The sequence below is a fragment of the Weissella kandleri genome, assembly GCF_045504165.1.
In the GTDB taxonomy this organism is placed as follows: domain Bacteria; phylum Bacillota; class Bacilli; order Lactobacillales; family Lactobacillaceae; genus Weissella; species Weissella kandleri_A.
Map to the genome: position 1 here is coordinate 26,579 of NZ_JBJJNY010000005.1, position 13,087 is coordinate 39,665.

Consider the following 13,087-nt stretch of genomic DNA (forward strand, 5'->3'; position numbering starts at 1 on the left):
AAATTATAACCAACTTGTTAACCGTTCCTCTAGTTCTTGTGCAGCAGTCTCGGAATGACACAAAACATGAATTGTATCATGTCCTGCGATTGTCGATACCACTTCTGGAAGTTGACCTGCATCAATCAAGGCTGCTAAACGATTGCCACTTCCCGGTGTTGTTTGAATCGAAATCATAAATGCAACCCGCGTGATTTCACTCAACATATATTGGACACCGTTTACTAACCCATCCGAAGCTGTGTCTGTGCCTTCGCGCATGACCTGGTAACGATTACGACCATCTTTATCAGCTCGCCGCACAATCCGTAATTCTTTAATATCGCGAGAAATCGTCGCTTGGGTTACTTCATAACCTGCTTCTTGAATTTTACGCACCAATTCTTCTTGTGAATCTACTACTTCTTGCGTCAGAATATCCAAAATTAAATTTTGTCGATCACGTTTTTTTAAAATCATGCGAATCCCCTTTACGTTCTCATTTATTCTATCTAAACGTACACCAATCATCAATTTTAAATATACCACAAAATTATTACAATGGCGGTTTTTATCCTTTTATTTTACCATTTCTGCCATTAATAAGTAGAAAATCATCCTATATAAAAACCGCAACTTAGTTCACAAGATCTAAGTCACAGTTTTTCATCATTCATTTTTTAATCAATTAAGCCCGTTTTGGTAACACAATTTTTTGATATAAACCTACCGTGATGAAATAATACATCACATATAAAATTGCAAAAATACCAAATGGAATCCATAAATCAGCATATGGGTTATCTAATAATGGCCTAAACATCTGCAAACCAAAAATTACATGTACTGCACCAACTATGGCTGGGATAACGAACAACCATCCGATTTCGCGCCAAATTGCGCGTTGCATATCTAGACGAGTTGCACCAACCTTCATTAACATCGTATAACGTTTTCGGTCCGCCTGCGCCCCACTTAAGACTTTAAACATTAACGTGCTGGCCATCATTGCCAAAAATGCTATTCCTAAAAAGAAGCCCATAAATTCAAAGCCGTTCGCAGCCGATTGGATTTGTTGTTGCTCCGCATAACGACTCAAATAATCCTGCCGTTCAACATGATGCCGTTGCATTTCAATTCGATCTAATTCACCCCATAAATGATGATAATCATGGAAACGGTCGGTTTTAACCGTCATTAAGCGCTGCGTTCCGCCCGCCAATTGATTAAATTCCTTTTGATCAGCCACCTTAATTTCCGGGGTAATTTTCAATTGATAAACTGGATAAATACCATATAACGTTTGTTGCCAAGCAGCCGATAAAATCGGCCGGTTTAAATCTTGATTTGATAATTTCTGTCCTTTTTCTAAATGCTTATCAACTGGCTTATGTTGCTGCAAATCATCCTTTAAAAAATAAACTTGTTCGCCTTGAACTTTATAACGATAATCAACTAATTGCTTAGACCCCTTAACTTGATCTAACATTTTCATTTCTTGACGATTAGGCTGATTCAAAATTGTATCATAATAATTATACTTATCATTGACCTTTTGCACCTGATGCGCAAAACCAAACCCAAAGGTAATACTTCCTAATGCCAAAGCCAATAAAATAGTCACTACGCTCAACATTTTGGCATATTGGCCCATCCGAAATTCAATTTGTCCAAACGTAAAAGTATGCAAGCCATGACTAATCGTTCCTGGACGTAATCTGAACCATTGGATTAACTGGGGCACAGCTGCCAAATAAACTAAATATGTCCCAACTGGAACTGTGATTAAAGCAAGAATTAAATCAAAAATAACTGATTTATCCCCGCCTCCAACACGATAAATTCCCCAATAGCCAAGGCCTAATAAAATCAAAGCAACTACTAACAAACCAATGCGCTTCAAGCCTGACAAACGTACTGTTTGCGCTTGTTGATCTGCACGCAACAAATTAATTATGCGTTTTTTACTTAAAATACCAGCATTAAAAATAGCCGCAATCACAAACAAGATAAAAAACAAAACTAATGTCACTAATAAAGCCTTACCGCTCCAAACCGTAAACTTAGTATGATGGATAGCCAATACTTTCATTATTAACTGACTAACGCCAGCGGTTAAGCCCAGTCCTAATCCAATTCCAATGACCCATGCAATCAAGCCCAACCACAAAGTCTCTCCTGCCATAATTTGGGCAATTTTATTTTTGCGGGCCCCTAACATCATATACATTCCATATTCACGCTGTCGTAAAGACAACAAAAATGAATTAGCATACGTAATATAGATGATCGTAATTAAACTTAATAAGACTGAACCAATTCTAAAGATCACTGGTAAAGTTGCTGCCGCAGATGTGCTATGAATGAATGCTTGATTCGTAGCAATCGATTCAAACATATAGAAAATAGCGACTACGAACGCAAGTCCTGAAAATAATACTAGGTAATCTTGACGGCGCTCCTTAAAGCCCGCTAATGATAATTTGAATAACATCTCTTTGCTCCTTGCTTAATTTTCTTGAGCGACCGTACGTAAGGCTTCTTGATAAAAGTCCTGGTTAGTCTCATTTTGGGCTTTAATCAATTCTTGATGTACTTGACCATCTTTAATAAATAAAATCCGGTCAGCATAACTAGCACTCATAGCATCATGCGTCACCATTAAAATCGAAACTCCTTGTTGTTGATTCATAGCCTGCATCGTCTCCAACAAATCTACAGCATTCTTAGAATCCAAGGCTCCCGTTGGCTCATCCCCCAAAATCAAAGCTGGTTCATGGATCAAAGCACGTGCCGAAGCTGTGCGCTGTTTTTGTCCCCCTGATAATTGATTCGGATATTTCTGCAATAGATCTTCAATATTTAATAACTTAGCCACGCGTTTTACTGCCACTCGGATATCCTTAGACCGTACTCTTTGGAGCGAAAGCGGCAATGCAATATTTTCATAAACCGTCAAACTATCTAATAAGTTAAATTCTTGGAAAATAAAACCAATCTTGCGGGCCCTAAAATCAGCTAATGCTTTTCCTTTTAAGCCAGTTAACGTTTCACCATCAATTAAAATTTCACCCGAAGTTGGAACATCTAAAGTCGATATATTATTCAACAAAGTCGATTTACCAGAACCAGAGGCGCCCATGATTGCCACAAATTCCCCCTTAGCGACAGATAAGTTTAAGTTCTCTAATGCGACAAATTTTTGTTCTGACCCTTTACCATATACTTTAGTCAGATTTTTTACATCTAAAATATTCATTACTATACTCCCTTTAATATTGATTAAAAAATAACATATACGCCGTATAACAACTTTCATATAGTATATTATATTCGAAACAATATTATGTCAAGTATTTTATAACATATCTTTGATTAATTTATACTCGATCTCTCTTGAATCCATTCATCATGCAATTTCACATAATAAAAAAAGCTGCGTTTTCTTTTGCAGCTATGTTAATCGGTTCTTCGTTTAAGTTCTCAATAGAAACGTTATCTTCAAAAGAAAGCTTCAATTCTACGTTTTTCTCAAAAGAAAAAAGCTGCAATTGAATAATAATTACAGCGATTTAACAAAAATTAATTAATGAGCGTACATAGCTATTATTTGTTTCAGCTATCTTAATTCTCATCACCTTACGCCTATCTTGACCTATTGATAAATTGGATTCTATTCTGTAATTATCATCACTCGTTAAGCGGTTATCAATATAGTTACTCGTCGATAAATAAGAAAGATATCTCTTTCATCACGTTAGACACAATAATAACCCGTCTGTCGCTACACATTATAACGAATATAGATTTTTTTAAACACCATAATGGGCATCATTCATACGTTTTTACATAAAGATAACGCAAACCTCTACCAAAACATGCATATATTTCACCAAGTTATTTAAATGAGTTATAACCTAAATGCCAATGGCTAACCATGACTAAATCAGATTAAATATCGCGATAAAACCACAAGTTAGCATTCCACAAAAAAGGACCCCAATTAAAAATTGAGGTCCTTTTTAATTATTATTTGTTAAGCAAAGCAGCCAAACGTGACTTATCACGTGAAGCCTTGTTCTTTGCAATCAAGCCCTTTGAAACGGCCCGATCCAAAGCTGATGATGCATTCACATACAATTCTTCCAAATTGTCTGCTCCAGCTTCTACAGCTTTACGGAACTTCTTAACTTCAGTCCGGTATGCTGAATTTTGGGCAATGTTGTGCTCGCGTTGTACTTTGTTCAAACGAGCACGCTTAATTGATCCTTCGATAATTGGCATGTCAATTCTCCTTTGATGAATTATGTCTTACAATCATTTACATCGAAAACTAAAGATTAACGACGCAAACCAAGCTTAGAAATCAAATCACGGTAACGTGAAACGTCAGTATTACGCAAGTAACGTAACAAGTTACGACGACGACCGATCTTCTTCATCAATCCACGTTGTGAGTGGAAATCATGCTTGTGTTCAGACATGTGCTCGTTCAATGAGTTAATATCAGCAGTTAAAACTGCGACTTGTACTTCAACTGAACCAGTATCACCTTCGTGACGTGCGAACTCCTTCATGATTTCTGTTTTCTTTTCTGCAGAAATTGCCATTGGAATATCCACCTTTCATAAATAAAATGTCGCCTAATGCCGAGTAATCCGACGGTGACCCGTGAAGACACAGCATTAGGTCCATGCATCAATTGCACTTACCTATACTACCTGATTTAGTACTAACTTTCAAGCTTTTCTTTTAAACCATCAGGATTAATGGCCTCTTACTTCAAATTAACAACCCACCCAACTAGTAAAATAAGGCCTTTAACGCCGTGGTTTTAAAGCGTACTGATACTCTAAAATAAATAATTCAAATAATAAATTAGGGTCCCGCCTAGTGGTTTTTAATTGTTGTTCCATCTTAACCAGACCCAAAAAAGCTTTAGCCAACTGTCCATAACTAAAACGACGCACTGTCTGACGGGCCAATTTTACTCGGTATGGGTGAACCTTGAGTGCCGTTGCAGTTCCTTTTTCACTGGTCTTAGCCGCCTTCACTTGCAACAACAACCGAAATTGACTAGTTAAGGCTCCCTGCACGCGTAGGGGCTCTTCCCCATTCAATAGCAACTGGTGATAAAGTTCCAATGCCGCCTTAAAATTTAATCTCAAAACATCATCGATTAAATCAAATACATTATCCGTTAAATTCTTGATAACTACTTGTGCTACATCTGCCGCAGTAATCTGCTGGGCTGGCAAAACATATAATACCAATTTATCAATTTCACTCATCATGGTACTTAAATTAGCCCCAGTTAAGCGAATCAAAGTCTCCATCCCCTCCGCATCAATTTCCATATGCTGCTCTGACAATTTAGTTTGCACAAAGCTTTGTAAATCACGTTCCGTTAAATTACCAAAAGCTACGTGCTCACTTTGCTCTTGCATCATTTTCGTCAATTTCTTTCTTCGGTCAAGCTTTTCATACGGTGCCATAATCACCAACACTGTTTGTGGTTCAGGCTGGTTTAAGTAATCAATCAATTCCTCAGGATGTTGTTCTAATTTGCTCTTAACGCGCTCACCCGTTAAAAAATATGCATTTTCAATTATTACCACGCGGCGCTCACCAAAAAATGGAATGGAGCGAGCATCATCTAAAGCAACCGCCAAAGCTTGCTCTTGCATGTCATAGCGAGCCAAATTCATTGCCCGCTGATCCTCTGGCACTAATTGAATAAATAGTTGCTCAGCTTGTTGTAACAAGTACGCATCTGTCCCTTGCATTAAATACACAGGAGCAATCTTTTGCTGCACAATTTCCTCTTGTAATTGCTGAAATTTAACTGTCATTTAAAAAGCTCCTCCACCACGTCCAATTCAAAAACCAAGTATACTCAATCATACCATGAACCTGTGTGTTCCAAACAGGAATTTGCGCTTGTTGCAGATTCATTAAAGTTTCTAAACTCGGATGTTGATACCGATTATTCACTCCCGCCGATATAATCCCCACTTTAGGCCTTAAAATTTGCAACCATTCCTGTGCGGTACTGGTTTTAGAACCATGGTGTCCCAACTTAAGTAAGCTGTGCTCAGGTAATTTAAACCGTTGTAAAATCGCATGCTCGCCTGTCCGATCTAAATCACCCGTTAAAATTAAATTTTCCGGTCCACAGGGGATTAACAAAGCAAGGGAATCCTCATTACGTCCTCGGCCTGGCTGATATGGGTGCAATAACGTTGCTCCGTTTGCCATAGCTTGGGGTACTATAGCCAGTTGCACCGGAATCTGTAAGGGAGCAATCATCTTATTAAAGGCCGGTGTCTGTTCCATCCCTGCCGGAATAATAATTTGTTCGATTTTGATTAGGCGACTCAAAGCCGGTAAATTTCCAATATGGTCAAAGTCTTGATGCGTTAACACCAAATAATCGATTTTAGCCACACCCAACGCACTCAAATTACTAGCTAATTCTTGAGCCTGATAATTGATCTGCAGTTGTTTTTTCGGTCGTCCCCACTGCATTTTACCGCCGACATCAACTAATGTCACCGCTTGACCAAAGGGTGGACGAATCAAAGTTGCATCCCCTTGACCAACATCAAAGAAGACGACCTTCCCATAAACCGGGTACGCCGAAAATCCCCACCAGATGACAATTAAGATTCCTAAAACCCAACCCAATATTTTATGCTGAGTCACTAATAGAATTAATAGTAGATATATCAAAATACCAATCAAAATATTAGGCAATGTCATAAAATTAAGATTCAGCGGCGCTTGATCTAAGATTTTAAGCACCGTTCGAAAACTTTCGACAATTTGATTCATACCAGCTAACACCTTAGTACTATGGAAAAGTGCTGCCATCACCCCCATGATAATAACTGGAATAATCACCCAGGTAAAAATGGGAACCGCGATAATATTTACAATTAATGCTAAAGGATGCCACCAGCCTGTATAATTGGCTAACAATGGCATAATCAAAAGCCCTAGCCAAAGACTTTGCTGCCACCAAGGGCGTTGTTGAACGGTCAGTAATCCTAAAGCTAAAAGATAGGATAACTGTCCGCCCAATGTCTGAAAAATTCCGGGTTGAAACGTGACTCCCAAAATTGCAGTTATCCCCCACGCATCATAACCATTCAAGCGAATCAAGCCCGCTTCACGCCACAACATTAAACTAGCTAAACCAATTGGTCGGATTAAAGATAAAACATTGCCCGCAAAACTCCACACCCCTAAAAGACCAAATTGAAGACCAAATAGGTTCAACCCCCGCGGTATCCATAGATAGCGCCCCACATACCGCCAAGCTTGATAAAATAACATCACTTGAAATCCTGAAATACTAAATAAATGGACTAACCCTAATTTTTGCAACCCTACATTTTCGTGATAAAAATAAGGCCGTACGTAACCTAAAAATAACGTTTCGCCATAATCTCTTAACGCTGGTGGTAAATGCTCAAACCAATCCACTAATTTCATATGCCAAAACCGTAAGCTATTTTCATACCAAGGACGTGTATCCAACCGCTGGACTTGTTGAATATTCGTAATTTTTCGAAGCCATACCTGGTGTACAATACCTTGTTGCCATAAATTTTTTCGTTCATCAAAACTAAAACGGTTTCGCGCTTCACGAGGTTGCCTAATTTCTCCTACCCCATTAATTCGCAAGCCATTAATCCCTCGGTTCCGCCAATTGGCTACTGCAACCTGTTCCTGTGACAAATAAACGATAACTTCTTGTCGTCCAACCCAACCCGATCCCCGCCAACCGTGACTCGTTTGACGCAAGTTATCTAAATATATTTCAACGGTAAGCGGTTGTTCTTCCTTAATTGCTATCGGAAAGACTTGCTGATGTAAACAACCACTGCTTAAAAGCAATGCCCCACCGACAAAGCTCAGTCCCATTTGCGGGCGATATTGCTGATATAAAATCCATCCGCTCCATAAAATAGGGAAAATTAACCACCAAATTTGCCACCATACATAATTATAAAGACATACGTATCCTACACCACACGTAAACCAATACCCCGTTTTCATTAAAGCGTAATACTACCTTTCAATTTTTCTAGCGTTTTCTCACCGATTCCCGCAATATTTTTCAAATCATCCACCTGCCTAAACAGACCATGACTTTGCCGGAAGGTTGTAATATCTTGCGCCCGTTTAGCACCAATCCCCGGTAATTTTTCTAGTTCCGCTTGCGTTGCCTGATTAATATTTATTTGATTATGTTCTGCATTCCGCATTTCTGATTTTGGCAATGTTCCTTCAATATTAAAGCCTGGTAACGGATATTCAGTAGGAACTGCTTCATCGCCTAAAGGAACATATACAACTTGCCCATTAGCCACTGGCGCCGCTAAATTAAGCCGTTTTAAGTCCACTTCATCCAAAGGTCCACCAGCGCGCCGTAAAACATCTTTAACCACGGGTTGGGTTTTAAAAATATAAACATCAGGGCTCTGCACACCCCCTTTAACATCAATCCGCCACAATCTTTCATCCGCTTTAGCAGTCGCCGCCCCCAAACTAGATTGTTCCAAAGTCCCCTGTTCACTAACAAGCATCGCCTTCTGATCCAAAACAGGCACAGTGGCTTGCTGTCGTGAGCCTTGCACTGCCAAAAAGATACCACTACTCAGCATTAAAATTACCAAGATTCCAATCAATAACCGCTTTTGTTTAATCCATTGCATTGCGGCACCCCCTTTTTAAGCCTCATATAATAACAAACTAAAAGTACTAAAAAAGCTCACGGAAATTAAACTGTGAGCTTTAAAAAACATCATCGTGCGATGCGTATCATCATGCGTACTAATGCATTGCTATTATCCTTCACTAAAAGCGCTATTTCATCAGTAAAACCTTCTAATTCATTCAGACCATCTGTGCCTATACATTAACTTCTTGATATTTAATTTTTACCTCTTAATATATTTTATGAATATGCTATAACTTTTCCAAAAGTTCTTTTTTCGTTATCTAAAAAACACCCCTTTTTCAGGAGTGTAAAATTAATTTTTATTTTCGATCTTTAATCAATATCAAACTCAGCGCCATAGTAGTTAATAAAATGATCACATAAGTCGGTAACGCAAACAGACTACCGTTGTGCATTATAGTCATAAGGTACGTTAATGCACTAATTAGCATATAATAGGTAAAACTAAATATTCCACTTGCCGTTCCGATAATATGTTCAAACCCAATCAAAGCTTGACTCAGCACGATTGGTAACATCATATTTAACCCAATGAATACCAGCAGAATTGCCACCAACATCAAATTTAAGTGCCCATTTGCACCGTAAAACATAACTAAACCGCCTAACAATGATACAACTAAACTAATTTCAATTAACTGAAATCCTGTAAAAACGTTAGCTAAGTAATTCGTAATTATTGAACCTGACAAAATAGCCCCAGCTATGATGAGCCCCGTCCATCCATATTGCACAGGTGATAATTGAAATCCTTGTATAAATACAAATGGGGCTTCAGCATAGTAACTGAATAAAATTCCATTAACTCCGCTTATTAAAACCGCATATCCCCATACCTTAGGACTTTTGGCCAATTCTTTAATCGCAACAACCCAACTAACATGTTTTTCTATTGTATCTACGTTTCGTGTTTCAGGTAACCGTGCCCCTGTGTATAGTAAGAGCGAAACGGCCATGATAACCAGCGCGGAAAAGATACTGCGATATCCATAATTTGATTGTAAGTATCCACCAATCAACGGGCCTAATGCTGGAGACAGAGCCAATGCCGCACCTACTTTGGCAAATACTTTCTCTCCTGCAATGCCATCAAATGATTCTCGCATAATTGTCTGTGTTATAACTGAGCCCGCCGATGCACCAAATGCTTGGACCATTCGGAAGATCAAAATATAAACAAAATTCTCAGTATAAAATAACCCAATGTTACCTAATAAGTAAATGACCAAACCAAACAACATAGCTGGTTTACGCCCTTGTTTATCAGAGAGCCAACCAAAAAATAGAACACCAAAAGCAAACATAAAAAAATACGTGCTCATGGTCAACTGTGCTTCTTGGGCTGAAACATGCATACCAGAACTTAAAGCCGGAAGAATAGGTGTAAATATTGATTCGCTTATTTGCGGAAAACCAATTAAGGCAATAATAATTAAAATTGACGGTTGTTTTTTTAGGACGTTATTCATCTTTTCTCCTCTATATTAATAGAAATAGTATAAATTTTATGAAAAACGTCCCAAATCATTTACGGTGGCACATGGAATAAATGTAATATATGAATTCATTAATTGCCCCCCTTTATTCTAAGATGATGTGCTGAATATATCACATCATTGTATAATACACAACACAATGACACTAAAAAAGCTCACAGAAATTGTGAGCTTTTTAAATTAATTACCAAAATGAAATTAGTAATTTTTTTTATTACTCTTCGTCATCGCTAACATGGATGTCACCGTTCGTGGCAATGACATGTAACTTATTTTCATCATCTTGACCAAAGGTAACCTTCTCCGTGCTAAAATCACCGTCCTCATGCCGTTGTGTCTGTAATTCTTTTTGATTTTGCACATCCACATTCCCGTCATGTGCCGTCAAATCCATCGCTAAATTGCTCTGTGGTTGAATCAAAACAGCTTCATCATCTTGCACCTTCACAGTATTATCACCCATAAAATTGGTCTTAATTGCTCGGAATGGCGCGTTATTAATAAATTCCATTTGTTGGAAATTACCACCCTCTAAGCGGGTTCCATTGCCATCATTGCGAATACTTCCATTTTTAAAATCAACATGGTTCAAAATAATGCCACCATCGATATTTTGAATTTCGGTTTTTTGTTCCACCTTTAATTTACTAATATCTAAAGTTCCATCTTGAACCTTAATATTTAATTCATCCAATGGATAATCAACTGGCACGGTTAACGTAATCGTAGGTTGATCATATCCAGTCATGACATTTTTCAATTCAACACCCTGGTTTTTAATCGTCACATGATTACCATCTCGCTTGACCGTCACTCGATCTTGACTTAGCATTCGCGTCTTCAAGCCAAAATCATTGCCTCGTTTAATTATGACATCAGAACCATGCGTATCAAGTTCTAAATTTTTAACATCTTTCACGTCGTAATCTTGCCGTGTCACATATTTTTCAATATGAAACCCATGATCATAAGTTAATGTATCAAATTTACCATCATTTCCATACCAACCAATGAGGCCCATGATTGAACCAACTAAAATAGCAGCTAATCCGATTAAGGCTGTAATTTTTAATTTTTTATTGTTCATTTTGACGGTCCTCCTTAGCTAATTCTGGTCGACGCTTCAAAGTTAGATTTCCAATCCATCGTGCGATGCGATAACCAATCCATCCAATGCCGTACACGATCCAAACGACAATTGGCACGATTAATACAATTCCACCCAAAAGTGCTACCCCGCCACCAATTAACATCAAACTCATCATGATGTTTTGTGTCATCACACCTACACCGAACACAATCGCTACAACACTCAAGAAGACTGCTCCAATCATCAAACCAGCCGTAATAAAAATTCCAAAGATCAAGCCTAAAATCACTAATGCGAAAATAAATACTAAGAATAACGCGACCGGAATTAAGATGGGTGAAGCAAATACACCCAACAAAATTAACCATGCTGCATTCCAAGGGTTCCGTTGCTTCGTAGTCTGCCGATGTGGCAGTACCCCTTCAGCTACGACCGTGTCATCAGCATCCATTTCTGTCCACCCCATTGCATAATTCGCATTAACTTGCCGTGCTAAATTCTTCGGTTGCCCAAATTCTTGATAAATTTGATCGATTCCCATCCCCGAATCTAAGAAGAGTTCTTCATAATACCGATACGTCGTTTCACGTTCCCCTTCTGGCAAGGGGGCCAGATAATGATCAAACGTTGCCAAATACTCCTTAATTTCTGGATTCATCTTCATCACCTCCATTTGCTGATGTTTCTTTAATTAATAAATTGTCCACAGCCACTCTAAAGTCACCCCACGCAGCTCTAATTTCTGCTAAATGGACTCGTCCACTCTTGGTGATTCGATAATACCGCCGATGTCGCCCTTCAAAAGCTTCATCATACGTTTCAAGATATCCATTTTTTTGTAACCGTCGCATGACTGGATACATGGTTGATTCACTAATATTTAAATGGTTTTGGACCTGTTTCGTAATTGCATAGCCATATAAATCTTGCTCATTCACCAAGGACAAGACCGTCCCATCTAATAGAACGGTTGGTACCTGTATATTCATAATTATGGTCCTTTCCGTATTTTTTAATTATATGCGATATAACATAACTTATAAAGCTATAATATATTACATATAACATATAGTCAACTCTTTTTTTAAATTTAATCAAAAAACGCCTGTCATTACCTCAAATTCAGAGTAATGTCAGACGTTTTAATAGTTAAAATAGCTTATAAATTACCATTTAACTGTGGATCGTCAAAATAAGTATTAATCATTTCGGTCACCATATCCCATTCTTCATCAGTTTCAATGGGCAAAAGCGTATCTTCAGGCTGTAATCTGTCAGCTTGGGGTGCATAAACAAAGGCTTGAATTTCGTAGTCTTCGTCATCACTAACTTCATCATCATTATATAAAATAATGTAGGTGCGCTTGAACTTTTCGTTTTCTTCAAAGCGGAAAAGTTCCTTAAATTGATATTCACCAGCTTCATCAATAAAGGTAAAGCTCAGGTTATCATGGTTTTGATCCATTATTCGTCTTCCTCATTTTCTTCCAACCACTGATTCAAACGTTCTTCGACCATCTTCCACTCGTCTTCATCTTCAATCATATCCAAAGTACCTTCATCAGTGACTTCAGTATCGGCGATATCAGAACTAAAGGCTTGAATATCCACTTCATCTTCATCCTCAGAACCAGCGGCAACAACATAAATATAACGTTTGTTATACTTCTCAGTTTCATCAAATGCGAATAAGATATCAAATAACTCTTCATTTCCATCTTCATCAATCAAAGTGATGTAATCTTGTTCTTCATCCATTATTAATTCCTCCGT

At 38.1% G+C, this 13,087-nt stretch carries 14 protein-coding genes; all 14 read right to left on the bottom strand.

Going from position 1 to position 13,087, the window contains the following annotated elements; all coding sequences use genetic code 11:
- Positions 1-3 precede the first annotated feature (3 nt).
- Positions 4-459 carry an arginine repressor gene (gene argR / locus ACJQWY_RS03615; RefSeq protein WP_407076393.1) on the bottom strand — a complete coding sequence of 152 codons (456 nt, stop codon included), beginning with the start codon at positions 457-459 and terminating at the stop codon, positions 4-6.
- A 208-nt stretch (positions 460-667) separates the two neighbouring features.
- A complete protein-coding gene (locus tag ACJQWY_RS03620; protein ID WP_407076394.1) occupies positions 668-2,473 on the bottom strand; it encodes an FtsX-like permease family protein in 1,806 nt (601 codons plus the stop codon).
- A gap of 15 nt (positions 2,474-2,488) precedes the next feature.
- Positions 2,489-3,238, bottom strand: a complete 750-nt coding sequence (locus ACJQWY_RS03625) for an ABC transporter ATP-binding protein (protein ID WP_407076395.1) — start codon at positions 3,236-3,238, stop codon at positions 2,489-2,491.
- A 770-nt stretch (positions 3,239-4,008) separates the two neighbouring features.
- The gene (rpsT, locus tag ACJQWY_RS03630) at positions 4,009-4,263 is read right to left on the bottom strand and encodes a 30S ribosomal protein S20 (protein ID WP_407076396.1); all 255 of its coding nucleotides are present in this window, start codon (positions 4,261-4,263) and stop codon (positions 4,009-4,011) included.
- A 56-nt stretch (positions 4,264-4,319) separates the two neighbouring features.
- On the bottom strand, positions 4,320-4,589 hold the full coding sequence (rpsO, locus tag ACJQWY_RS03635) for a 30S ribosomal protein S15 (RefSeq protein WP_407076397.1): 270 nt from the start codon (positions 4,587-4,589) through the stop codon (positions 4,320-4,322).
- Between the two features lie 210 nt (positions 4,590-4,799).
- Positions 4,800-5,831 carry a DNA polymerase III subunit delta gene (gene holA, locus ACJQWY_RS03640; protein WP_407076398.1) on the bottom strand — a complete coding sequence of 344 codons (1,032 nt, stop codon included), beginning with the start codon at positions 5,829-5,831 and terminating at the stop codon, positions 4,800-4,802.
- Positions 5,821-8,043 carry a ComEC/Rec2 family competence protein gene (locus ACJQWY_RS03645; RefSeq protein WP_407076399.1) on the bottom strand — a complete coding sequence of 741 codons (2,223 nt, stop codon included), beginning with the start codon at positions 8,041-8,043 and terminating at the stop codon, positions 5,821-5,823. The genes holA and ACJQWY_RS03645 overlap by 11 nt, the downstream gene beginning before the upstream one ends.
- Positions 8,043-8,702, bottom strand: coding sequence for a helix-hairpin-helix domain-containing protein (locus tag ACJQWY_RS03650; protein WP_407076400.1), 660 nt, complete (start codon positions 8,700-8,702; stop codon positions 8,043-8,045). The genes ACJQWY_RS03645 and ACJQWY_RS03650 overlap by 1 nt, the downstream gene beginning before the upstream one ends.
- A gap of 325 nt (positions 8,703-9,027) precedes the next feature.
- Positions 9,028-10,197, bottom strand: coding sequence for a multidrug effflux MFS transporter (locus ACJQWY_RS03655; RefSeq protein ID WP_407076401.1), 1,170 nt, complete (start codon positions 10,195-10,197; stop codon positions 9,028-9,030).
- A 241-nt stretch (positions 10,198-10,438) separates the two neighbouring features.
- Entirely contained in the window at positions 10,439-11,311 is an 873-nt protein-coding gene (locus tag ACJQWY_RS03660) for a DUF4097 family beta strand repeat-containing protein (RefSeq protein WP_407076402.1), read from the bottom strand.
- Positions 11,301-11,972 carry a DUF1700 domain-containing protein gene (locus ACJQWY_RS03665; protein ID WP_407076403.1) on the bottom strand — a complete coding sequence of 224 codons (672 nt, stop codon included), beginning with the start codon at positions 11,970-11,972 and terminating at the stop codon, positions 11,301-11,303. Before ACJQWY_RS03665 ends, ACJQWY_RS03660 begins: the two co-directional genes overlap by 11 nt.
- The gene (locus ACJQWY_RS03670) at positions 11,956-12,303 is read right to left on the bottom strand and encodes a PadR family transcriptional regulator (protein ID WP_407076404.1); all 348 of its coding nucleotides are present in this window, start codon (positions 12,301-12,303) and stop codon (positions 11,956-11,958) included. The genes ACJQWY_RS03665 and ACJQWY_RS03670 overlap by 17 nt, the downstream gene beginning before the upstream one ends.
- 170 nt (positions 12,304-12,473) lie before the next feature.
- Positions 12,474-12,779: a DUF1292 domain-containing protein gene (locus tag ACJQWY_RS03675; RefSeq protein ID WP_407076405.1), complete on the bottom strand. Its 306-nt coding sequence runs from the start codon at positions 12,777-12,779 to the stop codon at positions 12,474-12,476.
- The gene (locus ACJQWY_RS03680; RefSeq protein WP_407076406.1) at positions 12,779-13,072 is read right to left on the bottom strand and encodes a DUF1292 domain-containing protein; all 294 of its coding nucleotides are present in this window, start codon (positions 13,070-13,072) and stop codon (positions 12,779-12,781) included. Before ACJQWY_RS03680 ends, ACJQWY_RS03675 begins: the two co-directional genes overlap by 1 nt.
- Between the last annotated feature and the right edge of the window lie 15 nt (positions 13,073-13,087).

Coding starts and splice junctions, on each gene's coding strand:
- argR (WP_407076393.1), bottom strand. CDS start 459: ATGATTTTAAAAAAACGTGATCGACAAAATTTAATTTTGGATATTCTG.
- ACJQWY_RS03620 (WP_407076394.1), bottom strand. CDS start 2,473: ATGTTATTCAAATTATCATTAGCGGGCTTTAAGGAGCGCCGTCAAGAT.
- ACJQWY_RS03625 (WP_407076395.1), bottom strand. CDS start 3,238: ATGAATATTTTAGATGTAAAAAATCTGACTAAAGTATATGGTAAAGGG.
- rpsT (WP_407076396.1), bottom strand. CDS start 4,263: ATGCCAATTATCGAAGGATCAATTAAGCGTGCTCGTTTGAACAAAGTA.
- rpsO (WP_407076397.1), bottom strand. CDS start 4,589: ATGGCAATTTCTGCAGAAAAGAAAACAGAAATCATGAAGGAGTTCGCA.
- holA (WP_407076398.1), bottom strand. CDS start 5,831: ATGACAGTTAAATTTCAGCAATTACAAGAGGAAATTGTGCAGCAAAAG.
- ACJQWY_RS03645 (WP_407076399.1), bottom strand. CDS start 8,043: ATGAAAACGGGGTATTGGTTTACGTGTGGTGTAGGATACGTATGTCTT.
- ACJQWY_RS03650 (WP_407076400.1), bottom strand. CDS start 8,702: ATGCAATGGATTAAACAAAAGCGGTTATTGATTGGAATCTTGGTAATT.
- ACJQWY_RS03655 (WP_407076401.1), bottom strand. CDS start 10,197: ATGAATAACGTCCTAAAAAAACAACCGTCAATTTTAATTATTATTGCC.
- ACJQWY_RS03660 (WP_407076402.1), bottom strand. CDS start 11,311: ATGAACAATAAAAAATTAAAAATTACAGCCTTAATCGGATTAGCTGCT.
- ACJQWY_RS03665 (WP_407076403.1), bottom strand. CDS start 11,972: ATGAATCCAGAAATTAAGGAGTATTTGGCAACGTTTGATCATTATCTG.
- ACJQWY_RS03670 (WP_407076404.1), bottom strand. CDS start 12,303: ATGAATATACAGGTACCAACCGTTCTATTAGATGGGACGGTCTTGTCC.
- ACJQWY_RS03675 (WP_407076405.1), bottom strand. CDS start 12,779: ATGGATCAAAACCATGATAACCTGAGCTTTACCTTTATTGATGAAGCT.
- ACJQWY_RS03680 (WP_407076406.1), bottom strand. CDS start 13,072: ATGGATGAAGAACAAGATTACATCACTTTGATTGATGAAGATGGAAAT.